Annotated in this window: 24 protein-coding genes; 14 read left to right on the top strand and 10 right to left on the bottom strand. The window is 70.2% G+C overall.

Annotation, left to right across the window (positions count from 1 at the left end; genetic code table 11):
• Window positions 1-72 precede the first annotated feature (72 nt).
• Window positions 73-1,002 (bottom strand): aldo/keto reductase, encoded by a 930-nt coding sequence (locus AB0L53_RS24915; protein WP_363998120.1) that lies wholly within the window; start codon window positions 1,000-1,002, stop codon window positions 73-75.
• Between the two features lie 81 nt (window positions 1,003-1,083).
• On the opposite strand from AB0L53_RS24915, the gene AB0L53_RS24910 reads away from it, so the two are divergent.
• Together AB0L53_RS24910 and AB0L53_RS24905 are read left to right on the top strand one after the other, a co-directional pair.
• Complete coding sequence (locus AB0L53_RS24910) at window positions 1,084-2,040, top strand: alpha/beta hydrolase family protein (RefSeq protein WP_363998117.1); 957 nt, start codon at window positions 1,084-1,086, stop codon at window positions 2,038-2,040.
• 59 nt (window positions 2,041-2,099) lie between these two features.
• Window positions 2,100-2,645 (top strand): helix-turn-helix domain-containing protein, encoded by a 546-nt coding sequence (locus tag AB0L53_RS24905; protein WP_363998114.1) that lies wholly within the window; start codon window positions 2,100-2,102, stop codon window positions 2,643-2,645.
• On the opposite strand, the gene AB0L53_RS24900 is transcribed toward AB0L53_RS24905, so the two are convergent.
• From AB0L53_RS24900 to AB0L53_RS24880, 5 genes are all read right to left on the bottom strand, one after another.
• The gene (locus tag AB0L53_RS24900) at window positions 2,583-4,148 is read right to left on the bottom strand and encodes a wax ester/triacylglycerol synthase family O-acyltransferase (RefSeq protein ID WP_363998111.1); all 1,566 of its coding nucleotides are present in this window, start codon (window positions 4,146-4,148) and stop codon (window positions 2,583-2,585) included. The two genes, AB0L53_RS24905 and AB0L53_RS24900, sit on opposite strands and share 63 nt — an antisense overlap.
• Window positions 4,149-4,292: 144 nt before the next feature.
• The gene (locus AB0L53_RS24895) at window positions 4,293-5,339 is read right to left on the bottom strand and encodes a sulfite oxidase (protein ID WP_363998108.1); all 1,047 of its coding nucleotides are present in this window, start codon (window positions 5,337-5,339) and stop codon (window positions 4,293-4,295) included.
• 438 nt (window positions 5,340-5,777) lie between these two features.
• Entirely contained in the window at window positions 5,778-6,503 is a 726-nt protein-coding gene (locus tag AB0L53_RS24890) for an SDR family NAD(P)-dependent oxidoreductase (protein WP_363998105.1), read from the bottom strand.
• A gap of 29 nt (window positions 6,504-6,532) precedes the next feature.
• On the bottom strand, window positions 6,533-6,859 hold the full coding sequence (locus AB0L53_RS24885; protein ID WP_363998102.1) for a carboxymuconolactone decarboxylase family protein: 327 nt from the start codon (window positions 6,857-6,859) through the stop codon (window positions 6,533-6,535).
• Window positions 6,860-7,064: 205 nt separating this feature from the next.
• Window positions 7,065-7,598: a cupin domain-containing protein gene (locus AB0L53_RS24880; protein ID WP_363998099.1), complete on the bottom strand. Its 534-nt coding sequence runs from the start codon at window positions 7,596-7,598 to the stop codon at window positions 7,065-7,067.
• 167 nt (window positions 7,599-7,765) lie between these two features.
• Here AB0L53_RS24880 and AB0L53_RS24875 point away from each other — a divergent pair, with 167 nt between their 5' ends.
• Window positions 7,766-8,383 (top strand): hypothetical protein, encoded by a 618-nt coding sequence (locus AB0L53_RS24875; protein WP_363998096.1) that lies wholly within the window; start codon window positions 7,766-7,768, stop codon window positions 8,381-8,383.
• 192 nt (window positions 8,384-8,575) lie between these two features.
• Here the strand turns inward: AB0L53_RS24875 and AB0L53_RS24870 are convergent, their stop codons facing one another.
• Window positions 8,576-9,337: a hypothetical protein gene (locus AB0L53_RS24870; RefSeq protein WP_363998093.1), complete on the bottom strand. Its 762-nt coding sequence runs from the start codon at window positions 9,335-9,337 to the stop codon at window positions 8,576-8,578.
• 107 nt (window positions 9,338-9,444) lie between these two features.
• Between AB0L53_RS24870 and AB0L53_RS24865 the strand changes: the two genes are divergently transcribed.
• From AB0L53_RS24865 to AB0L53_RS24855, 3 genes are all read left to right on the top strand, one after another.
• Entirely contained in the window at window positions 9,445-9,684 is a 240-nt protein-coding gene (locus AB0L53_RS24865) for a hypothetical protein (protein WP_363998090.1), read from the top strand.
• A 97-nt stretch (window positions 9,685-9,781) separates the two neighbouring features.
• Window positions 9,782-10,387, top strand: a complete 606-nt coding sequence (locus AB0L53_RS24860) for a TetR/AcrR family transcriptional regulator (protein ID WP_363998087.1) — start codon at window positions 9,782-9,784, stop codon at window positions 10,385-10,387.
• Between the two features lie 87 nt (window positions 10,388-10,474).
• Entirely contained in the window at window positions 10,475-11,155 is a 681-nt protein-coding gene (locus tag AB0L53_RS24855) for a type 1 glutamine amidotransferase domain-containing protein (RefSeq protein WP_363998084.1), read from the top strand.
• A 232-nt stretch (window positions 11,156-11,387) separates the two neighbouring features.
• Here the strand turns inward: AB0L53_RS24855 and AB0L53_RS24850 are convergent, their stop codons facing one another.
• Window positions 11,388-11,516, bottom strand: coding sequence for a hypothetical protein (locus AB0L53_RS24850; protein ID WP_363998081.1), 129 nt, complete (start codon window positions 11,514-11,516; stop codon window positions 11,388-11,390).
• Between the two features lie 329 nt (window positions 11,517-11,845).
• On the opposite strand from AB0L53_RS24850, the gene AB0L53_RS24845 reads away from it, so the two are divergent.
• Both AB0L53_RS24845 and AB0L53_RS24840 read left to right on the top strand, forming a co-directional pair.
• The gene (locus AB0L53_RS24845; RefSeq protein WP_363998519.1) at window positions 11,846-12,337 is read left to right on the top strand and encodes a YbfB/YjiJ family MFS transporter; all 492 of its coding nucleotides are present in this window, start codon (window positions 11,846-11,848) and stop codon (window positions 12,335-12,337) included.
• Between the two features lie 6 nt (window positions 12,338-12,343).
• The gene (locus AB0L53_RS24840) at window positions 12,344-12,889 is read left to right on the top strand and encodes an alcohol dehydrogenase catalytic domain-containing protein (RefSeq protein ID WP_363998079.1); all 546 of its coding nucleotides are present in this window, start codon (window positions 12,344-12,346) and stop codon (window positions 12,887-12,889) included.
• Here AB0L53_RS24840 and polX read toward each other — a convergent pair.
• Window positions 12,843-14,525 carry a DNA polymerase/3'-5' exonuclease PolX gene (gene polX / locus AB0L53_RS24835; protein ID WP_363998076.1) on the bottom strand — a complete coding sequence of 561 codons (1,683 nt, stop codon included), beginning with the start codon at window positions 14,523-14,525 and terminating at the stop codon, window positions 12,843-12,845. The genes AB0L53_RS24840 and polX overlap by 47 nt on opposite strands.
• Window positions 14,526-14,648: 123 nt before the next feature.
• Window positions 14,649-15,617, bottom strand: a complete 969-nt coding sequence (locus tag AB0L53_RS24830) for an aldo/keto reductase (RefSeq protein WP_363998073.1) — start codon at window positions 15,615-15,617, stop codon at window positions 14,649-14,651.
• Between the two features lie 163 nt (window positions 15,618-15,780).
• Here AB0L53_RS24830 and AB0L53_RS24825 point away from each other — a divergent pair, with 163 nt between their 5' ends.
• The 6 genes from AB0L53_RS24825 (at window position 15,781) to AB0L53_RS24800 (ending at window position 25,163) form a co-directional block, all read left to right on the top strand.
• The gene (locus tag AB0L53_RS24825; RefSeq protein WP_363998070.1) at window positions 15,781-16,956 is read left to right on the top strand and encodes a histidine kinase; all 1,176 of its coding nucleotides are present in this window, start codon (window positions 15,781-15,783) and stop codon (window positions 16,954-16,956) included.
• A 73-nt stretch (window positions 16,957-17,029) separates the two neighbouring features.
• Complete coding sequence (lanKC, locus tag AB0L53_RS24820; protein WP_363998067.1) at window positions 17,030-19,591, top strand: class III lanthionine synthetase LanKC; 2,562 nt, start codon at window positions 17,030-17,032, stop codon at window positions 19,589-19,591.
• Window positions 19,592-19,594: 3 nt separating this feature from the next.
• Window positions 19,595-19,726 (top strand): SapB/AmfS family lanthipeptide, encoded by a 132-nt coding sequence (locus AB0L53_RS24815; RefSeq protein WP_357642972.1) that lies wholly within the window; start codon window positions 19,595-19,597, stop codon window positions 19,724-19,726.
• A gap of 90 nt (window positions 19,727-19,816) precedes the next feature.
• Complete coding sequence (locus AB0L53_RS24810) at window positions 19,817-21,511, top strand: ABC transporter ATP-binding protein (RefSeq protein WP_363998063.1); 1,695 nt, start codon at window positions 19,817-19,819, stop codon at window positions 21,509-21,511.
• Window positions 21,508-23,199, top strand: coding sequence for an ABC transporter ATP-binding protein (locus AB0L53_RS24805; RefSeq protein ID WP_363998060.1), 1,692 nt, complete (start codon window positions 21,508-21,510; stop codon window positions 23,197-23,199). The genes AB0L53_RS24810 and AB0L53_RS24805 overlap by 4 nt, the downstream gene beginning before the upstream one ends.
• On the top strand, window positions 23,196-25,163 hold the full coding sequence (locus AB0L53_RS24800) for a prolyl oligopeptidase family serine peptidase (RefSeq protein WP_363998057.1): 1,968 nt from the start codon (window positions 23,196-23,198) through the stop codon (window positions 25,161-25,163). The genes AB0L53_RS24805 and AB0L53_RS24800 overlap by 4 nt, the downstream gene beginning before the upstream one ends.
• Window positions 25,164-25,176 lie beyond the last annotated feature (13 nt).

Below are 25,176 nucleotides of genomic sequence, written 5' to 3'. Positions count from 1 at the left end.
CATGATCTTGGATACGAATTCAAGATCGCACCCGGGTAGGAGCTCCCACTGGTTATGGGCGGTTTCCCGTGGTCAGGGGCGGGAGGCTTCGTCGAGGACGCGTAGTTCGCCGGCGGTCAGCGTGAGCGCGGCCGCTGTGAGGAGCGGCTGGAGCTGCCTGACGTCGCGGGCGCTGGAGATCGGCGCGGTGATCGTGGGCTGGGCGGCGAGCCAGGCCAGCGCCACCGCCGCCGGCTCGACGTCGTGCTCGGCGGCCACCTTGGTCAGGGCCTCGATCGTCCGCGGCCCGTGCTCCGTCTCCAGGTATTTGGCCGCCTGTCCCGCGCGCGGGCTGTCGACCGTGACCCCCGGGGCGTACTTGCCGGTCAGGAAGCCGCGGGCCAGCGAGGAGTAGGGGGTGCTGGACAGCCCCTCCGCGGCCACGACGTCGCGCAGCCCGCCCTCGTAGTCGCGCTCCATCAGGCTGTACTGCTGCTGCAGTGCGACATACCTGGGCAGACCCTCGTCGTCGGCCACCCGCAGCGCCTCCGCCAGCCGTTCGGCGCTGTAGTTGGAGGCGCCGATGTGGCGGATCTTGCCCTCCTTGATCAGCTGCCCGAACGTGGCCAGCGTGTCGGCCAGCGGGGTGTCCTTGTCGTCGACGTGCGCCCAGTAGAGGTCGATCCGGTCGGTACGCAGCCGGCGCAGTGAGTCCTCGACGGCGGTACGGATGGTCGCGGGCGCCAGGCCCTTCACGCCCTCCAGCATGCCGACCTTGGTGGCCAGCACGATCGAGTCGCGGTTGCCGCGCTCCGCCATCCACTCACCGATGATCGTCTCGGAGGTAGACTCGCCGGTGGCCCAGTAGGGGTAGACGTCGGCCGTGTCGATGAAGTTGCCGCCGCCCGCGACGTACGCGTCGAGCACCTCGAAGGACGCCGCCCGGTCGGCGGTCCAGCCGAAGACGTTGGTGCCCAGGCATATCGGGAACACGGACAGGTCCGTGGTGGCGATTGATCTCAACTCAGAAGATCTCAACTCAAAGGATCTCAACTCAAAGGATCTCATCTCGCTATTATCCGCGCATCGAAAAGGGAGGCTTCGATGGCACCCCGATTACGTGGTTGCCTGGTCATCGGCGGCCTTCTCGCGGTGGGGGCGGTGGCCGTACTGCTCAATCGCGATGGCGAGCCCGCCCCCCGGCCGGCTCCGTCGAGCGGCGCGCGGGCCGCCGAGGCGGTCGAAGTCGTCGAGGAGAAGCGGCTCGACGAGCGCAGGATGGAGCTGACGATCAGGTCACCGGCGCTGGCCGGCACCACGAAGGTCCGGTTGCTGCTGCCCTCGGGGTGGGAGTCGCGGCGCGACTGGCCGGTGCTCTGGCTGCTGCACGGTGGCCTCGACGACTACGCCTCGTGGACCGCCAAGACCGACGTCGACGCGCTCACCCGCAACTCCGGGTTGATGGTCGTCATGCCCGACGGCGGCAAGTGCGGCAGCTACTCCGACTGGTGGAACGGCGGCGACGGCGGCCCGCCGCGCTGGGCGACCTACCACCTCAAGGAGCTGCTGCCGCTGCTCGAATCCCGCTACCGCGCCGGGCGGGAGCGGGCCGTCGCGGGCTACTCGATGGGTGGTCAGGGCGCGATGCTGTACGCCGCCAAGGGGTACTTCAAGGCCGCGGCCTCCTTCAGCGGAGCCGTGCACATCCTCGAACCCGGCGTGCCGCAGGCCGTCATGGCGGGCACCACGATCGGCTGCTTCGGCACCGACTGGAAGCGCGTCTGGGGGGATCCGGCCGCGCAGCGCTCCGTCTGGCGCGCCCACAACCCCTACGACCAGGCCGGGAAGCTCAAGGGGGGCCAGCTGTACGTGGCCGCGGGCGCGGGCGACCTGGTCGAGGACCTGGCCAACCGGGCCGCCCGGGCGTTCGCGGGACGGCTGGAGCGGCTGGGCATTCCTGTACGGACGCACTTCTATCGCGGCGGGCACAACCACGAGTCCTGGCAGCGGGAGCTGCACCGGGCCTACCCCATGCTCAGCCGGGCCATCGGCGCCCAGTGAGGATGTCGTCGACTTCCATGGCCTTACCAGGGGCTACAGGGTGACGCTAGGGTGCGGCTGTGGAGGTCGGTGACGCGCGGACGCGCATTCTGGACGCGGCGGAGGAACTGTTCGCCGGTGGCGGTTACGAGGCCACGCCGACCGCGGTCATCGCCAGGCTGGCCGCGGTGCCCAAGGGGCTGATCTTCCACTACTTCCCGCGCAAGATCGACGTCCTGGTGGCGCTCATCGACGAGCGCACCCTGGTCGAGGAGGGACACGAGATCGACGCGGTGCCCGGCGATCCGGCGCGCACGCTGTCGCGGCTGGCCCGCAGGCTGCCGCTGCGCGCCTCGCCGGCGATGCGCCGCATCCTGTTCCGCGAGGCCGACACGCACGGCTCGGTCAAGGAGCGGCTCGGCCGGCTCAACGGCGAGCTGATCAGCCGGGCCAGGTTCGCGCTGGAGCTGGCGCTGCCGGGTGCCCGGGGCGACGCGGCCCGGCTGGAGGTGGCGGCGGCCACGTTCGCGGCCGTACTGCTCTACCAGGAGAACCTCTGCCAGCTAACCGGCCACCAGATCGACCCCGACGCGGTCGCGGAACTCATCGCCCACTCGCTCGTCTGACAGCTCGTCGAGGGCCGTCTTCAGGTGGGAGAGCAGCCCCCACACGTTGTCCATCCGCTCGGGGCAGGCCACCACGCCGAAGTCGAGCATGCCGTCGTAGGAGAAGCAGGTGATGTTCACGCCGCCGCTCATGTCGGTCAGCACCGACAGCGGGTAGTACGACAGGACCCGTCCTCCGCACAGGTACAGCGGGAACTGCGGACCGGGCACGTTGCTGATGATCAGGTTGATCGGCGGGAACGTCACCGAGGCCAGCCGGAAGATCGCCGGAGTCACCAGGCTGGTGATGGGCGCGGGCAGCAGCGAACACAGCTCGTTCACCCAGGCGGGCGGCGCCAGGGCGAAGCGCCGTTTGGCCGCGCTCATGGTGGCGCCGACGGCCAGCAGGCGTCGCACCGGGTCGGCGACGTTCGTAGGCATCGGGGCGATCATGGCGGAGATCTGGTTGCCCACCGTCTCCCCGGCGCCGGCCGTACGGACCGCGACGGGGACCGCGACGACCAGCGGCTCGTCGGGCAGCGCGTTCCGCTCCTCCAGCCACGACCGCAGCGCCGACGTGCACAGGGCCATGACGATGTCGTTGACGCTCATCCCGTTGGCCTTGGCCACGCTCTTGACGTCCTTGAGCGAGACCGACCCGAACGACAGATGGCGCCGCCCGCTGATCGGCCCGTTGAACGGCGTGCGCGGGACGGTCAGACCGGGCAGCTCGGGGCGCTGCGTGTCGTCGCCGGCGACGAACCTGGCCGCCCTGGCGATCAGCCGCGAGCCGGGGAGGGCGGAGGCCAGGGGGATCGCGTCGAGGTCACCGGCCGCCTTGACCGCCGAGCGGATGGCGCGCATGGGGTGGGTCGCGGTCTGTACGGCGGCGGCGGCCAGCATGCCCACCAGGCCGGGCGTCTGCCCTTCTGGGACCAGGTCCAGCGCCTTGCCAGGCGTCTGGTCCGCCTCGTGTGGTGTCTGGTCCGGTCGGTTCGCCTGGTGCGGTGCGCGGCCTGACCGGCAGTCGGGCGGCAGCGGGTCGCGGGCGTCGGGGGAGAGGTCGAGCAGGGTGGCGAGCGTCTCCGCGCCGGAGACGCCGTCGATGGCCGCGTGGTGCACCTTGGTGTAGACGGCGGCCAAGCCGTCGGCCAGCCCGTTGATCAGGTGCATCTCCCACAGCGGGTGCGCCCGGTCGAGCCGCCGGGCGTGGATCGCCGCCACCGTCTCGGCCAGCTGCCGCTCGCCGCCGGGCGCGCGTAGTGTCGTCTCGAACAGGTGGTTGCCGATGTCGAACTCGGTGTCGGGCACCCAGTAGGGCCGGTCCAGCCCGAACGGCACCTCCGCCAGCCGCAGGCTCAGCGCCGGCGACAGGTGCAGCCGCTCCAGCAGTAGGGCCGCGAGGTTGTCGCGGGTGACACGGCCCTCGGCGGGGTCGAGGATCGCCAGGCCCGCCACGTTGGCGGCGGTGGTCGCGGATTCGACGTTGAGGAACTGGGCGTCGAGTGCGGTGAGCTGGCGCATCTGCTCTCCCTTTCTCACGGAATCTGGCCACCATCACATGCGAGGATTGCCGCGACGTTTCCGCGAGAGTCTTCCAGATGAATTCGGATGCGCTGTCCCAACATTTAGTAAATGCGCAGCTCACCCCCGATCGGTGACAATTCCCTATCCGTGGACAACGGAAACAGGGTGCCGCACGACAGCGTCGAAGTGATATCCGAACGGGTGGTGCGGCGTCGTCAGCGGCTGCGTCTCGCCCGTCTCGTCGGTCGCCCTCGCCATCAGTTCGTACGGCCCCGGCCACCGGGGCGTCCAGCCGATGTGCCACGGCAACCAGGCGCTGACCAGGTGCTGGCCATGATGTGCGGCCCGCCGCCAGCTCAGTCCGCCGTCGACGCTGACCTCGACCCGGACGATCCGCCCCCGCCCCGACCACGACCTGCCGCGCAGGATGTGCGACCGGCCGACCACCAGGCGCGCATTCCACGCCAGCTCGAAAGCGCTCTTCACCGGCTGGGTCGTCACGTCGCGGTAAAAGACGGTGTTCCACGGCGAAATGACCTCTCGGGTCGCCACCTCGATATCACCCAGCCATTTGATCGACGCTATTCCCACCCAACCCGGCACCACCAGGCGTACCGGAAATCCGTGGTCGGGCGGGAGCGGCCGGCCGTTCATCTCGTACGCGACGAGCACGTCGGCCATGGCCTTGTCGACCGGGAGCGGCCGGCGTACGTGCCCGTAGCCCTCGAACGGCGCGTCGAGACCGCTCGGCAGCAGGTCCACGGCATCGGGCCGCAGTCCCGCGTGCCGGAGCAGGTAACTGAGCGCCACCCCGCGCCACCGCGCCACCCCGATCGCGCCCAGCCCCCACTGCGCGCCCGGGGCCGGGTTGTGCTGCTGCGTCGCGTACAGCCGTCGGCCGTTCCCGGCGCACTCGATCGCGGCGTCGATGGTGCGTGACGGCATGGCACGAAGCTGGTCGTAGTCGTACTCGTCCGGACATCGCAGCCCGGGCCCGTGGAGCCGCAGCCGCCAGGTCGTGGGGTCGATGCTGGGCGTGTACGTATGATTTCGCACGAAAAATCGGTCTATAGGGGTGTGGTATCCCTGCCCGGCCATGGCTTCCCACCGCATCTCGGCGCTGCCGTCGTGCACGGTGAACAGGTGGGCCGGCAGCGGTTTGACGATCGTCGCCAGAGCTTGCTCCATGGACACTACCTCCACAGCATGTATTTCCTACAGGGAAACCATTTAATCGCTGTGGCGGAGTCCGTGCCAGGCTGACGCCTCCACCTTTCTAGGTGACGGTGAATCGCGCAGGGAGCGTCATGAGGTCGCGCCCCGTGGAATAAGCGATGACGTCCTGCAGAGCGGTGTAGCTTCTCGCCCGCTCAGCCCTGTTCGCCCACGTGGGAAACGCACAACGAGATCGTTGACCCACCACTGGGTGGGGCACCACCGAATAAGCGGACGCGGGAGACAAGGAAGGTGAACCGGGCCAGGTTCGGCGCTGGGCAGGGGCCGACGTCGAACCTGACACCGTCGATCAGCTCATGTCGCCCGGCTCATGTCGCCCGGCTCATGTCGCCCGGCTCATGTCGCCCGGCTCATGCCGATCAGCTCATGCCGCCCGGCTCTTGTCGCCTTTCACAGCGCGTTGCCGGTCTCCTCGGCCAACCTCTGCAGGAGGCGGTCCTGGAACGCTTCGTCGTGGACGGGGTGGTGCGGCTGCAGCCGCTGGCGGTGGTACCAGTAGCCGCCGGTGGTCAGGGCCTGCGGTTCGTCGCTGGAGGCGAGCCATTCCTGTGTCTGGTGGCCGAGCTCGAGATCGTCCGGTGCGCTCGGTCCGCCCATCCTCGTCGGCACCCAGCCCGGATCCACGGCGTTGCTCAGCACCCCGGGACGCAGGCGAGCTACGGCGGCCGCGAGCGTGGTGACGAACAGCTTGCTGTCGGAGTACGAGCCGGCGCTCTGGCCTCGCCAGTCGACTCCGGTGAGCGACGGGCGCCCGTCGAAATGCGAGCTGCTGCTCAGGTACACCAGGCGGCGCGGCCCACGCACCAGGGCCGTGAGCAGATACGGTGCGATGATGTTGACCGGCATGACCGCCGGTCCGCTCCACACGCCTGCGTTGTGGATGACCGCGTCGAGCGGCTCCGCCTCGTTCAGCTCCGCGGCGATGCGCCGTACGGCATCACGTTCGGTGAAGTCGCCCACTACGAGGTGTGCCCCACGGTCGACCAGTGCGTCGAGGCCCGCCGCACGCTCCCGGTTGCGGGCGTGCACTACCACGTCGTGTCCCGCGGACAACAACGCATCCGCCGCGGCACGCCCAAGACCGTCCGCGGAACCGGTCACCAGGATCCGGCTCAAGAGTTCACCACCTGCTTTCGTGTCGGCGCTCAACCTGAGAAGACCTGCTTCGCGGTCGTGATCGCGGTCATGGCCTTCGGCCAGCCGGCGTAGAAGGCGAGGTGGGTGATCGCCTCGATGAGCTCGGTCTCGGTGACTCCATTCTCCTTGGCGCGCCCGAGGTGGAAGCGGAGCTGATCGGCGTCGCCGCCGACGATGAGGGCGGCGACGGTGATCAGGCTGCGGTCGCGGGCGGCCAGCTCCGTACGATTCCAGACGTCCTCGAACAGGACGTCGTCAGTGAGCTCGGCGAGCTTCGGCGCGAAATCGCCGATCATGCGGCGTCCGCCGCCGATCTGCCGGGGTTGCTCGGTCATCGAAGATCCTTTCGCTAGCCGTCCTTCGGCCCTGCGGCGCGGCGGCCGCTGCGGAACCGAGACCCGGAACCGAGATCGGGACCCGGAACCCGGAACGAAGACCCGGAACCCGGAACGGAGACCCGGAACCGGGACCGGGACCGGGGTCGCTGGTGTACCTCGGTGCTGCCGCGGCCGGAGCGGGAAGAAGGACGGGTTTACCTGGTCAGTGGCTGCGAGTGCGGTTGTACTGCTCGTCGGTGACCGGCTCCTTCCAGGTGGTTTCGGTGCTGCCGTCGCCCGCGCCTTCCCACATGGCGAGGTGCCCCATGAAGCGGTCGGGGGTGGCGCCGTGCCAGTGCTCCTCGTTCGGGGGGCAGCGCACGGTCTGGCCGGGATGGGCTTCGAAGACGGTGCCGTCGCGGGTGCCGATCAGGGCGACGCCGGACACGACGTGCAGGGTCTGGCCCAGTACGTGGGAGTGCCAGTGGGTACGGGCACCGGGGGAGAAACGAACCATGTTGGCACGCATCCGGGACGGCTCCTGGCCCGCGTAGATCACGTCGAACCAGACGTCGCCGGTGAACCAGTCCGCAGGAGCCTTGGTGGTGGCCTGCTGTTTGACGAATTCCATGGTGTCTCTCTCAGACGTACGAGGTTGTGAGAAGTGGCGGGTCAGGCCGGAGTCCAGCTCGCGGGACGCGTCGACCTGGGCGAGGAGTTCCTCGCCCTCCAGGTAACCGGCTTCGCGCCCGGGCAAACAGGTTCTGCCAAAGGGTGTACTGGCAGTACCTCCTCCAATGGGGTCTCATCCGCCGAGGTCAACGGAGCGGCGGCAAGTTTTGGGCATGGCATGGGGCCTCGACATCTCGACCTTCACGGGCGGACTCCTAGCGTGGATTTCAGGTACACAGCGAGGGGGCCGCGATGTTCATCCAGGTCATTCAGGGACAGGTCGGGGACGTCGGTGAGATGCGGGCGGCGTTGGACCGATGGCACGCCGAGCTCGCGCCCGGGGTGGACGGCTGGCTCGGCACGACCGCCGGCGTGACGGACGACGGCATGTTCGTGAACACGGCGCGTTTCGAGTCGCGGGAGGCGGCGCGGCGCAACAGTGAGCGCCCCGAGCAGGGTCAGTGGTGGGCCGAGACCCAGAAACTCTTCAGCGGCGAGGTCACCTTCCACGACTGCGCCGAGGTGTACACGTATCTGAAGGGCGGGTCAGATGCGGCGGGATTCGTCCAGGTGATGCAGGGACGGATCCGGGATCCGCGGCGGATGCGGGAGATCACCGCCCAGAGCGAGCGGGGCATGGCCGCATTCCGGCCCGACCTCATCGGCGGGTTCGCCGCGCTGCACGGAGACGGCGGATACACCGAGGTCGCGTACTTCACCTCTGAGCAGGCGGCCAGGGAAGGCGAGGGCAAGGAGCTCCCGACCGAGATGCGGGAGCTCTTCGAGCAGTGGAAGGACCTGTTCGAGGGCGAGCCCACCTACTTCGACCTGCGCGACCCGTGGCTGTATTCGTCCCCTCAGACCGCCTGAGATTCCCGCCCTGGCATTCCCGCCCTGGCATTCCCGCCCTGGCATTCCCGCCCTGGCATTCCCGGCCTGGCATTCCCGCAGGGCAGGGCCGGTGGGGGCTTGCGCGAGACCTTCGGGTCCGCCGTTCGGGGCCGCTCTCTGGGTCTGCTCTCACGATCGGCCGTTCGGGGACGCTGATGGGCGAGGTTGAGCTCAGGGTGAATGATCGGGTGCTCGGTCGGGGACGAGGGAGTCGAAGGTCTCGCCGGCGTTGAGGTGCTGAATGAGGGACTCCAAGCCCCGCCGGTCCCCATTGGCTCGGAGCCAGCGGTCTACTTGGCAGGCGGCCTTGGCATACGTGTTCGTATCCTTGGTGGCCGTACTCAGCCACTCGTCCAAGGAGACCGGCAGCGGCGCGGTCGGTAAGACCAGACAGCGGTCGCCGGTCGTTCGCGGGGCGAGGTAGCGGGGGTCGTCGGAGACGACTACGGCGAGGCCCTCGTCGAACCACTGCGGGACCTCTGCCCCGGAGGTGAGGCGGGTGTGGAGCTCGACGTGGGACATCTCGTGTGAAGCGATCACCGTGTCGATGCCGCGGGGCGACAGCATCACGGAGCGGTTCAGAACGGCGATGCCTCGCTCCTTGTGGCCGCCGATGTGCTGGTAGCACTCCTCGGTGGTGCAAATGAGCAGGCTGGGTGAGCTCTTTCTGCCGCCGTAGAAGGTATCGACTCTCTTCGTGGCGGCGTCGACCGTCTGGCTGACCTGTGATCGTTGCTGGGGCGATAGGTCGTGCTCGATGTAGACACCGGGGCGGAGCTCTGCCAGGCCGTAGCAGCCGGGGCACGTCGTGGCGGCCACGGAGGGGTAGGCCACCGCCACGCCGACGACGGCGGCGACGAGCAGCACGGCCAGCGCCGCGAGAGCCCGGGTCCAGATCTTGCGGGCTCTCGATCGCTTGGGCGCCGGTGGCATGATCGACGTCCTTTCGTGGGGGTGATGGTGGGGACTACTTTCGCGTAATCCGCTGGTGGCCACATCCACCTGTGGGTGGTCATTCTCGGGGATGACACGCAGGCGGGTTGATCAAGGCGGCATGCTGGCCGAGGACCAAGCAGCGGCACACCGCCAAGCGCGTCTTCGACCGACGGGTGGAGGAACACGGCGCGGCCGGCGTGTCGTACGGGCTGGTCCGCGCCGACGTCGGCAAGCGCCGCCCTCAGATCCGATTGGCGGCGGGCTGGGCGCTGGCCGAGGTCTTCATCGAACAGAGCCACCAGCCCGGAGTCGGCCTCGTCTCGGACGGCAGCGCTATCAGGTAACGCTGGCCAACCCCCTGTTCGGGGCGGAGCAGATCGAGGCGATGCTCGTCGGCGCTTCCCCGCCGGTGCCACCAGACGACTGGTCTACTCTCGTGCTATGGTCGCTGACATGCCGGTCACCACGCGCAGCACGGACACCCGTCGGAACATCCTCGACGCCGCTCGGCGGATCATGGCCCACAAGGGTTACTCCGCGGTCGGCCTCAACGAGGTGCTCGCGGAGGCCGGCGTGCCGAAAGGCTCCTTCTATCACTTCTTCGCCTCGAAGGACGCCTTCGGTGAAGCGATGCTGAAGAGCTACTTCACGGACTACATCGCCGACATGGACCGCGTCCTCGCGCGGTCCGACGAGTCGCCCGCCGAGCGTTTGATGGCCTACTGGCAGCAGTGGCGGCAGACGCAGAGCGTGGATGAGTGTCAGGGCAAGTGCCTCGCGGTGAAGCTCGGTGCCGAGGTGGCCGACCTGTCGGAGTCGATGCGACTTGCTCTGAAGGAGGGCACGGATGCGATCGTTGACCGCATCGAGCGGACGATCGCCGCCGGCCTCGAGGACGGCTCGCTCTCGATCGACGGTGACCCCCGCGCCGTGGCCCAGGTTCTGTACGACATGTGGCTCGGCGCGAGCGTCATGGCCAAGATCCACCGCAATCTCGCACCGCTGGACACCACCATGGCGGTGACCCGCCAACTCCTGCGCCTGTAGGGTCCATGGATTTCACGCCCAGACGGGGCGTGTGGGGCACTCTTTTACCTATTACTAGACGACCAGTCTACTCACAGAAGGAAAGTCATGAAGGTTCTCATCGTTCTCACCTCACACGACAAGCTGGGGGACACTGACCGTAAGACCGGGTTCTGGCTGGAGGAGCTGGCGGCGCCGTACTACCGCTTCAAGGAGGCCAGCTGGGAGATCGTGCTCGCCTCGCCCCAGGGCGGACGGCCGCCGCTGGACCCGAAAAGCAGCGAACCCGATTTCCAGACCGACCAGACCCGGCGCTTCGAGGCCGATCCGGAGGCCACTGCGGCGCTGGCGGACACCGTGCGCCTGGACTCGGTCTCGGCCGACGACTTCGACACGGTCTTCTACCCCGGCGGCCACGGCCCGCTCTGGGATCTGGCCGAGGACACCGACTCCGCGCGGCTGATCGAGACGACCCTGCGCTCCGGCAAGCCACTCGCTCTGGTGTGCCACGCCCCCGGCGTCCTGCGCCATACGGTCAACGAAGACGGCACGCCGCTGGTGCGGGGCAAGCAGGTCACCGGGTTCGCCAACTCCGAGGAGGAGGCGGTCCAGCTCACCGAGGTCGTCCCCTTCCTGGTCGAGGACGAGCTCAAAGACCTGGGAGGCGTCTACTCCAAGGCTGGCGACTGGGAACCCCACGTCGTGCAGGACGGTCTGCTGATCACCGGGCAGAACCCGGCCTCCTCGGCCCCGACGGCCGACGCCCTCATCAAGCTGGTCAGCGCGTAAGTGCGTACGTGGTCATTCTCCATGAGCGCCTGATCACCCCGGCTGAGTTGCCCGGGCGGCCCAGGTGGGCCGCCCGGTGACGCCGCTCGTCGGATACCGGGCGACGAGCCCCTGAAAGACGCGACTTTCGACGCAGTACTGATCCATCGCTTCCCGATATTCCAGACACGCGGGCGCGGTACGACAGTCCGCGCCGGCCAGGCGGTAGTCCGCGCCGCCAGACCGGCACGGACTACCGCGCGTGTTCATCGTCGAAGGCGTCGACGACTCCTAGAGCCACTGAGGCCACCCGGCAGTCGAGTACTGCGACGTGCACCGTGAAGACATCGCCCCGTTCCTCGACCAGCCTGTCCTCCGTCACGCGATCGTCGAGCTCATCGGCGGCGACGCCTCCATCGTCACCGCCCTCACGACACAACGCCATAGAACCCGGCCCAACCAGAACACCAAGAGCCCGGCACACCGTACGCGGTCAGTGCCGCCGAGGACTCGCGAGCAATCCTGCCTCCGCTGCGGGGATCGTGCTCTCGGGACTGCTCGTCCTGGCAGTCAGCGATGTCTCGACGTGGCGTACGGCGTGGTGGATCGCAACCGCCCTCACGCTGATGCTGGCCGCGGCTTCGTGGAAGCTGGCCCCCGCAGCTCCGCCGGCGTCCGGCGCGACGGAGGGCCGAGCGCGTACGCACCGTGATGCTCCAGGCCGTCGGGATCGCCCTGGCCGGAGTGGTTCCCGGCGAGGTCAGCGCGCTGGTCGCGGCGGTTGCGTTCGGCGGCACGTTCGTGGGGATCAGCTCCCTGGCGCTGGCCCTCGGCGAGCACCTTCAGTTGCCCCGGGCCGTGGCGCTCTTGACCGCCGGCTACGGGATCGGGCAGATCATCGGGCCACCGGTTTCCCAGCCTCTGCTGGGCACCAGCTACTCAGCACCGCTGCTGCTGGGGGGCGTGATCGTGGCGGCCTCACCGACCAGGCCGAGGAGCGGCAGGTCACCGGCGAAACGTGCTCCCGTACGGCGAGGTCAAGCTCAAGATGAACAGCAGGCTCACGCTCGGCGGAAGCCGACTCCGTGCGGTTCGGGAGCGGTCGATTCCTTTTTGTGGTGGCCGGGGTCTACATGGTGGGAGGCGCGGCCCGCGCGACGGGCAGTTCGGTCTCTCTCATGTACGCCAAGAAAGAAGGGCTGATCGCCAATGAGCGTTCCCGCGACCATGCGCGCGCTGCAGCAGACTTCCCTCAACGGCCCGCAGGACATGCGCCTGATCACCGATGCGCCGGTGCCGAGCCCCGGCCAGGGCGAGGTCCTGATCCGTGTCACCGCAACCGGGGTCAACTTCGCCGACATCTCGAAGGCCCACGGCACGTTCCTGGACGGCCCGCGGGCACCGTACCTGGCGGGTTTCGAGGCCGCCGGTGAGGTCGTCGCGGTGGGCGAGGCGGTGACCAGCCCGTCACCGGGGGCCCGTGTCGTCGGCGTCGGAGACGGCGCTTTCGCCGAGTACATGGTCCTGCCCGCGGCCAAGCGGGTCACCGGCCGGGTCGTCGTCTACGGCCTGGCAGGCGGTTTCATCGCCGCGCTGAACGACGAGCCTGGGCGGGGGCTCGATGAGGGCGGGGAGGTTCTGCACGACTGGGTTCATTGGGGCGAGTGGGGCAGTTTGGGAGCGAGCAGGTCCGAAGCGATGGTCGCGCCTACCGGCCGAGGAAGGCGAGCAGGCGCTCCAGCGGCCAGGTGTTGATGACGTCATCCGTGGTCAGCCAGGCGCGCTGGGCGATCCCGATGCCGAACCGCTGGTTGGCCAGGTGGGGGATGGCGTGTGAATCGCTGTCGATCGAGAACTTCACCCCGTGGTGCTTGGCCAGGCGGACCAGGTCCGCGGGCAGGTCCGAGCGGTCGGGGAAGGAATCGATCTCCATGGCCGTCCCGGTGCGGCCGGCCGCGCGGAAGACGGCGTCCCAGTCGGCGTCGACCTGCGGGCGTTTGCCGATCTTGCGGGTGGTCGGGTGGCCGATGATGTCCACGTACGGGTTTTCGCAGGCGGCGATGAAGCGGCGGGTCATCTCGTCGCGGGACATGCCGAAGTGCGAGTGGACCGAGGCGACGCACACGTCGAACTCGCGGAGGATCTCGCCGGGCCAGTCGACGGAGCCGTCGGGGGCGATGTTGAGCTCGGTGCCGTGCAGCAGTCGCATGTCGGGATATTTCTGTTGCAGCTGCGCGACCTGCTGCCGCTGCTCCAGCGCCTTGTCCAGGGTCATCCGCTGCATGGCCAGGTCGGGGGCGTGGTCGGTGATGGCGTAGTAGAGGTAGCCGCGGGCGTGGCCCGCCGCCACCATGTCCGCCAGCGAGGCGATGCCGTCCGTCAGGTTGGTGTGCGTGTGCAGGTCGCCCTTGAGGTCGGGGAGCTGGACGAGATCCGGCAGCTCGTGGCGGAGCGCCGCCTTCACCTCGCCGCCGTCCTCGCGCATGGGCGGCGGTACGAATTGCATGCCGAGCGCGGCGTAGATCTCCTCCTCGGACTCCGAGGCGATCACCGTCTCACCTTCGAACAGTCCGTATTCGGAGAGCTTCCACCCCTTCTTCACCGCCATCTCCCGGATGGCGACGTTGTGCTCCTTCGAGCCGGTGAAGTATTGCATCGCCGCGCCCCACGACTGGGCGGGCACCACGCGCAGGTCCACCTGAAGGCCCGACGTGGTGCGGATCGACGTCTTCTTGTCGCCCGCCGCGATGACGTCCGCGACATAAGGCTGGGCGCGGAAGTCCTCCATGATGGACTCGGGCGCCACGGCCAGGATGTCGATGTCGCCGATCGTGTCCTTCATCCGCCGCAGTGACCCGGCGTAGGCGATCCGCTCGGCCTTCAGCGAGGCCATCACCTGCTCGGCCAGGGACATGGCGACGCCGATGTGCACCCGGCGGCCCGACTGCTCCAGTTGCTCGATGCCCTTGAGGAGGTTGGCGAGGGTCTTGGGGCCGAGCCCCTTGACGCCGTCGAGCCGCCCGGCGGTGATCGCCTCGCCGAGCGCCACGGGCGAGTCGATGCCGTAGTCCTCGAAAAGCATGATCGCCGTCTTCGGCCCCAGCGTCGGCACGCGGGTCAGCCGCCGCACCCCTTCGGGCACCCGCCCGCGCAGGTCGTCGAGCTGGCGGAAGCTCCCGCGCTGCAGGAACTCCTCCATCTTCTTGGCGATCGCCTCGCCCACGCCCGGCACACTCCGCACGTCGGCCACCGAGATGTCCTCGGGGAACCCGGCGATCGCCTTGGCGGCCTTCTGGTAGCTCCGCACCCGGAACGCGTCGCCACCGGTCAGCGCGAACAGCTCCGCGTATTCGGAGAGTGCCGCCGCCGCATCATCGTTAGCCCTAGCCATGGAGCCAGCTTAGGGATCCCCTCCGACAAACGGCGACGGCGATGCGGGCGCCGACGATCGCGAGCAACTCGGCGGCCGCCCGCTCCCACCCGGGCAGGCCGTACGAGCTAAAGGCCGCACCAGCTACATACGCACTTCGCGCGGCCTGTAAGGCTCCGCGAGGGAGGCCAGGTCCTTGTCGGAAAGCGACACGGACACCGCGGCGAGCGCGTCGTCCACGTGGCCCGGCTTGGTGGCGCCCACGATGGGGGCCGTGACGGTCGGCTGCTGGAGCACCCAGGCCAGGGCGATCTGGGCGGCGGGCAGCTCGTGCTCGCGCGCGAGCTCCGCCACCCGGTCAAGGATGAGCCGGTCGTTGTCGGGGTCGTAGAGGGCGTCGATGCGCGCGTCGGAGCCGGTCCTGGTCGTCGACTGGGCCGCGCCCGCGCGGGCGAGCACGCCGCGCGCCAGCGGGCTCCACGGGATGACGCCCACCCCCTGGTCAGCGCAGAGCGGGAGCATCTCCCGCTCCTCCTCCCGGTAGAGCAGGTTGTAGTGGTTCTGCATGGACACGAACCTGGTCCAGCCGCTCTCCTGCGCCACGTGCTGCGCCTTGGCGAACTGCCACGCCCACATCGACGAGGCCCCGATGTAGCGGACCTTGCCCGCCTTGACCACGTCGTGCAGCGCTTCCATGGTCTCCTCGATGGGCGTCTCGTCGTCCCATCGGTGGATCTGGTAGAGGTCCACGTAGTCGGTGCCCAGCCGGCGCAGCGAGGCGTCGATCGCGTCGAAGATGTGCTTGCGCGACAGGCCCCGGTCGTTACCCCCCTTGCCCATCGGGAAATAGACCTTGGTGGCCAGTACGTAGTCCTCGCGCCTGGGGAAGATCTTGCGCAGCAGGTTCCCGGTCACGACCTCGCTCTCGCCGGCGCTGTAAACGTCGGCCGTGTCGAAGAACGTGACCCCACCGTCGGCGGCCCGGCGGACGAGCGGTTCGGCCTGGTCCTCGGGCAGCGCCCACTCCTGCCTGGCCGGATCCCCGAAGCTCATCATGCCGAGGCAGATGCGCGAGACCCGCAGGCCGGTGTCACCAAGTCGTCTGTAATCCATATCCACAACCCTATGACGACGTCACGCGGCCTAAGTCAGGCGGGTGCGGGCAGAAAGTTCTGCTCGAAGCCGACATTGCGCTTTACAGAACGCGGTACATCGGGTCGATTGGAGAGGGACAACGGACGGTTCGGTGCTCGTGACGCAGCGCAACGGGGGACAAGTGAATGGATTAGGAAGCGAGCCGGCTCCACGGCTGCGTCTTCTCGGCGACCTTCCCTCGTCTCCCCTGGACATGGCCTGGCTGACCTTGATGGCGGGGCTGCTCACCGTGACGGTTCCGGTGCAGGCAGAGCTCGCCGGCTCGGGATTCTCACCGGCCGCCTCGGTGGCCTTGCTCCTCCTGCTGGCCGTGCACGCCCGGTTCGTGCTGGGGATGCTGGCCGGCAGGCCCGGGGGGTGGTGGCTGGTCGGCGTGCAGGCCTGGCTGACGTACGTGCCGCTGGCCCTGTTCGGGGCGGCGTGGACACCGATGTGCGGGCTGCTGACCGGCGCGCTGCTGGTGGTGGCCGGGCGCATCAGGTCGGCCACGCTGGTGGCGCTGGCCGTGTGCTGCGGGCCGGTCCTGCTCGCGGCTCCTCACGAGGGGCTCGCCGACCGGGGGTGGGCGCTGGCCGCCCCGGTGCTCGGCCTGATGGAGTACGCCCTGGTGAGCCTGGCCGCGCGGGCTCAGTGGCTGGCCTCCGCCAGAACCGACGCCATCCGTACGACCGTGGCGCTCGAACGCCGCCGCTTCAGCAGGGACCTGCATGACCTGGTGGGCCACCGGCTCACCGCCCTGGTCCTGAAGACGCAGCTCATCGATCGGCTGGTGGACGAGGAGAACGAGAAGGCCAAGCTGGAGGTCGGTGAGACCCTCGAACTGTTGCGCACTCTGGCGGGGGACGTACGGGCCGTCGCCCACGGCGGTCGGCGCTCCTCGCTGGAGGTGGAGATGAGCTCGGCGCGCGCCCTGCTGGAGTCGGTGGGAGTGCGGTGCCAGATCCGGGTGGCATGCCCCGACCTGCCCGGCGACGTCGCCGACGCGCTCACGCACGCCCTGCGCGAAGGCGTGACCAACGTGCTGCGCCACGCGGAGGCGCGACAGTGCGCCATCCAGCTGCTCGAACGCGACGAACTGGTCCGGCTGTCGATCAAGAACGACGGCGTCCACCCGGTACGCAGGACGGGAGAGTCGGGCCAAGGGCTGATGAACCTGACCGAGCGGATGGCCGATGTGGGCGGCTGGCTGGAGATCACCGCGGTCCGCAGCGGGCAATTCACCTTCTCGGTATATGTGCCCCAGATAAACAAACGTGTGAAATTCACAAATGCCTATGAGGTAAGCACACCTCGGTAATGTCGTGTGTTACTAGACGCCTTGTCCGTGCGTTGCCATTCTCTTAATGACAACGCACGGGAGGTCGCACCGGATGGACCAGTATGAGCTGTACTGCCTCGCGGACGGTCGTTTCTACGACACCCTCGAGCACAGCACCGCCGAGGACGCCGACTTTCCCATCGCGCACCGGCCGGTCCCCGAAGGATGGCTGCACGAGGCGACGGAGACCTGGTGCTACTACGCGCCGGGCGGAGTGGCGCCCCTGCCCTCCCAGGGCTGGAAGATTCACGTTTCGGCCCGCGTGGACGACGCCGAACGGGCCTTGGCGGCCGTCTGGGACTATTGCCTGCCCCGCGGGATCGCGTTCAAGTTCCTGCGCGGCCTGCCGGTCCTGGTCATGCTCAATTCCAAGGCCGCGTCCAGGGCGTCGAGCGGCAAACTGGTCACCATTTATCCCAGGGACGAGAGCCAGCTCGAACTCGTTCTCAAAGAGCTGCACGAACTCCTGCGCGACGTACGCGGCCCGTACATCCTGAGCGACCTGCGCTACGGCGAGGGGCCGCTGTTCGTCCGCTACGGCGGCTTCGCCGAGCGGCACTGCCTGTCCGGCGGCGAGCGGGTGCTGGCCGTCGAGGACGGCGGCGGACAGCTCGTGCCCGACGTGCGGGCCGCCACGTTCTCGGTGCCGCCATGGACCACGCTGCCCGAGTTCCTCGAACCCCATCTCGCCGCGCGCAACGCCGTGACCACGACCGGCCTGCCGTACGCGATCGAGGACGTGCTGCACTTCTCCAACGGCGGTGGCGTCTACCTCGCCCGTGACCAGCGAACGGGCGACCGGGTCGTACTGAAGGAGGCCAGGCCGTACGCCGGGCTCGACAACGCGGGACGGGACGCGGTGGCGCGGCTGACGCACGAGCGCGACATACTGAGTCGCCTGGCCGGGCTGCCCGCCGCGCCGGAACTGCTCGGCTACTTCACCCTCGGTGAGCATCACTTCCTGGTGCAGGAGTTCGTCGACGGGACCACGCTGCAACGCCGCCTGGTGCACAGGTACCCGCTGACCCGCGCCACGTGCACGCCGGACGACCTCGCCGGCTACACCGACTGGGCCCTCGACACCCTGGACCGGGTGGACCGGGCGCTGGCGTCGCTGCACGAGCGCGGCGTGGTCTTCGGCGATCTGCATCCCGACAACATCCTGCTGACCGAGAGCGGCCGGGTCGTGCTCATCGACTACGAGGTGGCCACGCTCGCCGAGGACGGCGGCCGCGCCGCGCTGGCCCACCCGGCGTACGCGGCGCCGGCCGACCGGCGGGGCACCGACGTCGACAGGTACGCGATGGCCTGCCTGCGGCTCGGGCTGTTCGCCCCGCAGTGCACCATCATGCTGCCGTTGCACCGGGCCAAGGTCGCGCACCTCGGCGAGATCGTGGCGGACACCTTCACCCGCGAGATCGCGCCGGCCGTGTCCACGATCGCGGGCGACGACCGCGACGACGGTGAGATGCGCGCCCTGCCGATGCCCGGCAGCGCCACCTGGCCCGAGCTGCGCGCCGCGATAGGCCGGGCCATCCGGACATCCGCGACACCCGGCCGCGACGACCGGCTCTTCCCCGGCGACGTGGCCCAGTTCCAGCCGGGCGGCGGCCTGAACCTCGCCTACGGCGCCGCCGGCGTCCTGTACGCCCTGGCCGCGACCGGAGCCGGCCGCTTCCCCGAGTATGAGAGCTGGCTGCTCGCGCGGGCCAAGCGCCCGGTGTCCGGCTCCGGCCTCGGCTTCTACGACGGCCTGCACGGCATCGCCTACACCCTTGACCGGCTCGGCCACCGGCAGGACGCGCTCGACGTGGTCGAGATCAGTCTGCGCGAGAAGTGGGACGGCCTGGAATCGGCCCTCTTCTCCGGCCTGTCCGGCATCGGGCTGAACCTCTTCCACCTGGGCGAGCCCGAACTGGAGCGCAGCGCGCTGCGAGCGGTCGACATCTGCGCGGACCGGCTCGGCGGCGCCGACGACGTCCCTGAGCTCAGTGGCGGCACGAATCCGCGGGCCGGGCTCATGTACGGCTCCTGCGGACCCGCCCTGCTGTTCCTGCACGCCTACGAGCGCACCGGTGACTCGGCGCTGCTCGACCTGGCCGCCGTCGCGCTCCGCCAGGACCTGCGCCGCTGTCGCGCGGCCGAGGACGGCTCACTCCAGGTGAACCAGGGCTGGCGGCTGCTGCCGTACCTGGACGAGGGGTCCGTCGGGATCGGCCTGGTGCTCGCCCGCTACCTGACGCACCGGGAGGACGAGGAGTTCGCCACCGCGCTGCGTGATCTGCGGCTGGTCGCGCGGTCGGGGTTCTTCGTCCAGCCGGGGCTGTTCACCGGGCGCGCGGGGATCGTCGCGGCACTCGGCTGCGGGCTCGACTTTGACGGCGCGTCTGAGGCCCAGGTCAAGGGCTTGCGCTGGCACGCGTTGCCGTACGGCGGAGGCCTGGCCTTCCCCGGCGACCAGTTGCTGCGCCTCTCCATGGATTTCGCGACCGGAACGGCAGGCGTCCTGTTCGCCCTCGGCACAGTGATGGGCGAACAGCCGGGACGCCTGCCCTTCCTCGAGGCCGCCGCCGACCGGCGGCCTGTCTCCAACCAGTCCCAGAAGGAGGTGTAAACCATGGTACTTCTCGACCTGCAGGGTCTCGAGACCCCGGCCGGCAGCGATGTCGCCAGTGGCGGCAGCACTCTGACCGCTCTGACGTGTCAGTCAGGCCACCCGAGCAACCTCAGTGTCGCACTTTGTCACTGATCACATTAGCGCCGATCCCCGCGTCGCTTACGGCGGCGCGGGGATTGGTCACTGGCATTTCCTCTATCGCGCCAGATGAAGGAGACGGTCGTGCGGGCCGGAGACCGGCTGGTGATGGACGCGGTACGGCGAAGCGGCCCCTGGCCCGCCGTCCTCGCGGTCACGGCGATCGGGGGCGCGGCCGCCGAGCTGGCACTGCCCTACGCGGTCGGCCGTACCGTCGACGGCTTCGTCTCCGTCCGGCCCGAGACCGCGTCCTGGCTGGCGGCCTGCGCGGTGATCGTGGCCACGATCATGCTCTGCGAGAGCGCCGGGGTCTGGGCACGCGGCGCAAGCAGCGCGTACGCGGCCGCCCGGCTGCGCCTGTCGGTGCTGCGTCACGTCCTGGGCGTCGGCCCCGCCGCGACCCGCCGTTTCCCCGAAGGCGAGCTGGTCACCCGCGCCGGCCTGAACGCCGCGGAGACCGGCCGGGCGCCCGAATCCGTGACCGGCGCGCTGGCGCTGCTCGTCCCCACGCTCGGCGCCCTGGTGGCGCTCACGCTCATCGACCCCGTGCTGACCGCGACGCTGGTCGCCGGGATCGCGCTCATCCTGCTCGTCCTGCGGGCCTTCCTCCGGGCCACGACCACGATCGCGGGCGGCTACCAGGAGGTACAGGGCGAGATCGCCGCCCGGCTGGTGGACGCGCTCGGCGGCGCCCGGACGATCGCCGCCGCCGGGACCGCCGACCGCGAGACGCGCCGGGTCCTGGCGCCCATGGACCGGCTACGAGCCCACGGCATGGCGCTGTGGCGGGCGAACGCCTCGGCCGGCGTCCAGGCGGGCCTCGTCGTGCCGCTGGTGGAGGTGGCCGTACTCGCCGTGGGCGGACTCCGGCTGGCCGCCGGTGAACTCACGATCGGCGAACTGTACGCGGCGGCGAGGTACGCGGTCCTGGGCGCGGCACTGAGCACCGCGCTCGGCCACATCGGCGGCCTGGCCAGGGCCCGCGCGGCGGCCGAACGCGTCGCCGAAGTCCTCGGCTTGCCCACCACCCGGTACGGCACCTCGAGACCACCTGCTGGGCTCGGCAGCGTGGAGTTTCGGGGGGTCACGATGCCCGGTCTGGCCGTGGACGAGCTGGTGATCGCCGGTGGGTCGGTCACTGCCGTGGTGGGACGTTCGGGATCCGGCAAGTCGCTGCTCGCCGCGCTGGCGGCCCGGTTGGCGGACCCCGCCGGGGGAACGGTGCTGCTCGACGGCGTACCGCTGCCGGAGCTGGACCGCGCCGAGCTGAGACGGGCCATCGGGTACGCCTTCGAACGGCCGGTCCTGGTCGGCGACACCGTCGGCGCGGCCATCGGGCTCGGTGCGGATGACCAGGGGGTCGTACCCGCGGCGGCGACGGCGGCGTGCGCCGACGGGTTCATCCGCCGCCTGCCCGGCGGGTACGCGACCCCCATGGCCGACACCCCGCTCTCCGGCGGCGAACGGCAGCGGATCGGCCTGGCCAGGGCGTTCGCGCAAGGAGAGCGCCTGCTGGTGCTCGACGACGCCACCTCCAGCCTCGACACCGTCACCGAACGCCAGGTCGGCAACGCCCTCACCGCCGACCCCCGGGGGCGGACCCGGCTCATCGTGGCCCACCGACTCACCACGGCGTCCCGCGCCGACCGGGTCGTCTGGTTGGAGGACGGCAGGGTGCTCGGCCACGCGCCGCACCACGAACTGTGGGCGAACCCGCACTACCGGGCCGTCTTCCAGGGGCCCCAGGAATCCCACGGACCCCGGGGAGACGTCTCATGAAGCGGTTGCTCTGGCAGGCGTTGCGGCGGCGGCCGTACGCGCTGGTGCGTCTCTGTCTGTGGTCGGTGCTGGAGGCGGCGCCCGCGTTCCTCATCGGGCACGCCGTCGCCCGCGCCATCGAGGACGGCTTCGCGGCGGGCCATCCCGCCCTTGGGCTGGTCTGGCTGGCGGCGCTCGGCTGTGCGTGGCTGGTCGCCGCGGTCGCCGCCCGCCAGATCATTCTCGCCGTGGCGGCGGTCGCCGAGCCGTTCCGGGACGACCTGCTCGCTCACGTGGTCGGCGGAGCCATGCGCCGGGCCGCCCAATCGGTGACCGCCCGCCCGGACACCGCCGCCGTCACCCGGGCCGGTCTCCAGGTGGAGCTGGCCAGGGACGCTTTCGCGGCGGTGATCACCACTGTGCGCGGGTTCGCGTTCACCGTGGTCAGCGTGGTGCTGGGGCTGCTCACGCTGGCTCCGCAGGCGGCGGTGCTGGTGCTGCCGCCGTTCGTCGCCGGACTGGGGCTGTTCCTGGTGTCCCTGCCGGCTCTGGCGCGGCGGCAGCGGGCGTTCCTGATGGCCGACGAACTGCTCGCCGAGTCGATGACCGGCATGGCCGGGGGGCTGCGCGACATCGTGGCCTGTGGGGCGGAGGACCGGGTGGGAGCGGCGCTGGCCGACCGGGTCGAGGCGCAGGCGTCGGCGGCGCGCGCGCTGGCCCGCGTGACCGCCGCGCGCACGATCGCGCTCGCCGTCGGCGCCTGGCTGCCCGTGGTGCTCCTCCTGACCGGTACGCCCTGGCTGCTCAGCGGCGGCATGGGCGCGGGGGTCGTCGTGGGCGCCCTGGCCTACGTCACCCAGTCGCTGGCCCCCGCCCTGAACGGTCTCGTCCACGGCCTCGGCGTCAGCGGCGTCAGCCTCGTGGCCACCCTCCGCCGCATCGCCGCCTCTGGCCTTCCGACCCCAGCCCCGGCCTTGACTCCGCTCCAGACTTCCGAGGGGTGGGCACACGCGGGCGGTGTGCGGTTGAGGGGGGTCACGTTCGCGTACGGGCCGCACTCCGAGGCGGTGATCGACGGTCTCGATCTCGACATCCCCGAGGGCGATCACCTGGCGGTCGTCGGCCCGAGCGGTGCCGGTAAGTCCACCCTGGCGGCCCTGGTCAGCGGCCTTCTCCCGCCGGACGCGGGTGACGTCCGGATCGGCGGAGTGCTCGCCGCCGACGTCCTCCCCGCCGCGCGGGTGCTGATCCCCCAGGAGGCGTACGTCTTCCGCGGCTCGCTGCACGAGAACCTCACGTACCTGAGCGACGCATCGCCCCACCAGGTCGAGGCCGCTGTCGCCGCGCTCGGCGCCACCGGCCTGCTGGCGGACATGGAGCCGGAGCTCGACCCCGGTTCCATGTCCGCCGGGCAGCGTCAGCTGATCGCCCTCGTACGCGCCTACCTGGCCCCGGCTCGCCTGGTCATCCTGGACGAGGCCACCTGCCACCTCGACCCCGCGGCCGAGGCGCGGGTGGAGGCCGCGTTCGCGGAGCGGGGTGTCACGCTGATTGTCGTCGCCCACCGCCTCACCTCGGCCACGCGCGCCCGCCGCATCCTGCTCATGGACGCCGGCCAGGCCGTGGTCGGCACGCATGACGAGCTGGTGCGCCTCTCACCCACCTACGCCGACCTGGCCGGCCACTGGCAACCGGAGCCCGTGTCATGAAATATCCGGACGCAGAGCGTCTGTCCCTCGTCGAGGAGCTGCACGGCTACCTCGTCACCGACCCCTACCGCCGCCTGGAGGACGACGCCCATCCGGCCACCCGAGGCTGGCAGGCCGAGCAGGACCGGCTCTGGCGGAACCACGCCGCCGGCCTGCCCCTCCGCGAGCACTTCCAGAAGCGCCTGACCGAGCTCAGCGTCACCGGGATGACCACCCCGCCGGTATGGCGCGGCGACCGGCGCTTCCACCTGTCCCAGTCCGCGGGTCAGGAGCACCCGGTGCTGTACTGCGACGACCGGGCCGTCCTCGACCCCATGGAGCTCGACGCCACCGGTCTCACCACGCTGGACGACTGGCAGCCCGACTGGGAGGGGCGGCTGCTGGCGTACCAGCTGTCAAGGAGCGGGGACGAGCGGGCGGACCTGTACGTCATGGACGTCGCCACCGGCGAGATCGTCGACGGCCCGATCGGCGGCTGCCGCTACTCACCGGTCGCCTGGCTGCCCGGTGGCAGAGAGTTCTTCTACGTCCGCTTCCACCAGGGCGTACATCTGCACAGGCGAGACGGCGACGTCCAGGTCTTCACGCGCGGCGCACTCTCGTACGGCCTGCAGATCAGCGCGGACGGGCGCTGGCTGGTGATCTCGGCGGGCACCCCCGCCCGGAACGACCTCTACCTCGCCGACCTGTCCGCCGGCCCGCCCGAGCACCTCGATCTGAAGGTGATCCAGGAAGGGGTGGCGGCGCGCGCCGCGGCGGCGATGGGCCCGGACGGCCGCCTGTACATCCTCACCGACCAGGACGCGCCCCGCCGCCGGCTCTGCGTCGCCGACCCGGCCACCCCCGCGGCGTGGGAGGAGCTCGTGCCCGAGGACCCCGCGGCCGTTCTCGGGACGTTCACGCTGCTCGACGGCGGCCGGCTGCTGATCGCCAGGACCCGCCACGCGGTCGGCGAGCTCGCGGTCCACGACGCCGCCACGGGTGAGCGCACGGGCACCGTCCCGCTGCCCGGCAGCGGCTCCATCGCCTCGCTGACCGCGCGCCCCGGCGGCGGCCACGAGGCGTGGTTCGTCTACACGGACGCGGTCACCCCGGCGGAGGTCTGGCGCCACGACACCCGCGAGGGAACGACGACCCTGTGGTCACCGGCCGCGAGCGGCGCGGCGGTGGCGGACTCGCGGGTGGAGAGTCACCAGCTCGAGTACATCTCCGCCGATGGGACCCGGGTGCGCATGGTGGTCGTGGCGGGCCCGCACCCCGGCGGCCCCCGTCCGACGATTCTGACCGGTTACGGCGGGTTCGGGATGTCGCTCACTCCCGGGTACGCGGCCGACTCCCTGGCCTGGGTCGAGGCGGGCGGCGTACTGGCCGTGGCCAACCTGCGCGGCGGCGGGGAGGAAGGCGAGGCGTGGCACCGCGACGGCATGCTGGACCGCAAGCAGAACGTCTTCCAGGACTTCGCCGCCGCCGCCGAGAAGCTGATCGCCGACGGGTGGACGACGCCCGGTCAGCTGGCGGTCTGGGGCGAGTCGAACGGCGGCCTGCTCGTGGGGGCGGCGATGACGCGGCGGCCGGAGCTGTTCGCCGCTGTCGTGTGTTCCGCAGGGCTCCTGGACATGGTGCGGTACGAGCGGTCGGGGCTCGGGGCCGCCTGGACCGGTGAGTACGGCTCCGCGGACCTTCCCGAGCAGTTGGGCTGGCTGCTCGGCTATTCGCCCTACCACCACGTACGCCAGGGGATCGACTACCCGGCGACGCTGTTCACGGTCTCCGGCGCCGACTCGCGGGTGGATCCGATGCACGCGCGCAAGATGTGCGCGGCCCTGCAGTGGGCGACGGCGGGAGAGCGGCCGATCCTGCTGCGCCACGAGCGCGACGTCGGCCACGGGGCCAGGGCGGTCAGCAGATCGATCGCCCTGGCCGCCGACGTGCTCGCCTTCGCCGCCGCCCAGACCGGACTCTAAGTCGCCGGTCCCA

The organism is Nonomuraea sp. NPDC052129, assembly GCF_040680095.1.
Taxonomy (GTDB): domain Bacteria; phylum Actinomycetota; class Actinomycetes; order Streptosporangiales; family Streptosporangiaceae; genus Nonomuraea.
The sequence above is the reverse complement of the archived record's forward strand: the minus strand, read 5'-3'. Positions and strand labels throughout refer to the sequence as shown.

Bases quoted from the DNA above. Each gene is read 5' to 3' on its own strand.
- AB0L53_RS24910 (WP_363998117.1), top strand. From the start codon at position 1,084: ATGGCACCCCGATTACGTGGTTGCCTGGTCATCGGCGGCCTTCTCGCG.
- AB0L53_RS24900 (WP_363998111.1), bottom strand. From the start codon at position 4,148: ATGCGCCAGCTCACCGCACTCGACGCCCAGTTCCTCAACGTCGAATCC.
- AB0L53_RS24895 (WP_363998108.1), bottom strand. From the start codon at position 5,339: ATGGAGCAAGCTCTGGCGACGATCGTCAAACCGCTGCCGGCCCACCTG.
- AB0L53_RS24885 (WP_363998102.1), bottom strand. From the start codon at position 6,859: ATGACCGAGCAACCCCGGCAGATCGGCGGCGGACGCCGCATGATCGGC.
- AB0L53_RS24875 (WP_363998096.1), top strand. From the start codon at position 7,766: ATGTTCATCCAGGTCATTCAGGGACAGGTCGGGGACGTCGGTGAGATG.
- AB0L53_RS24870 (WP_363998093.1), bottom strand. From the start codon at position 9,337: ATGCCACCGGCGCCCAAGCGATCGAGAGCCCGCAAGATCTGGACCCGG.
- AB0L53_RS24860 (WP_363998087.1), top strand. From the start codon at position 9,782: ATGGTCGCTGACATGCCGGTCACCACGCGCAGCACGGACACCCGTCGG.
- AB0L53_RS24855 (WP_363998084.1), top strand. From the start codon at position 10,475: ATGAAGGTTCTCATCGTTCTCACCTCACACGACAAGCTGGGGGACACT.
- AB0L53_RS24845 (WP_363998519.1), top strand. From the start codon at position 11,846: ATGCTCCAGGCCGTCGGGATCGCCCTGGCCGGAGTGGTTCCCGGCGAG.
- AB0L53_RS24840 (WP_363998079.1), top strand. From the start codon at position 12,344: ATGAGCGTTCCCGCGACCATGCGCGCGCTGCAGCAGACTTCCCTCAAC.
- polX (WP_363998076.1), bottom strand. From the start codon at position 14,525: ATGGCTAGGGCTAACGATGATGCGGCGGCGGCACTCTCCGAATACGCG.
- AB0L53_RS24830 (WP_363998073.1), bottom strand. From the start codon at position 15,617: ATGGATTACAGACGACTTGGTGACACCGGCCTGCGGGTCTCGCGCATC.
- lanKC (WP_363998067.1), top strand. From the start codon at position 17,030: ATGGACCAGTATGAGCTGTACTGCCTCGCGGACGGTCGTTTCTACGAC.
- AB0L53_RS24815 (WP_357642972.1), top strand. From the start codon at position 19,595: ATGGTACTTCTCGACCTGCAGGGTCTCGAGACCCCGGCCGGCAGCGAT.
- AB0L53_RS24805 (WP_363998060.1), top strand. From the start codon at position 21,508: ATGAAGCGGTTGCTCTGGCAGGCGTTGCGGCGGCGGCCGTACGCGCTG.
- AB0L53_RS24800 (WP_363998057.1), top strand. From the start codon at position 23,196: ATGAAATATCCGGACGCAGAGCGTCTGTCCCTCGTCGAGGAGCTGCAC.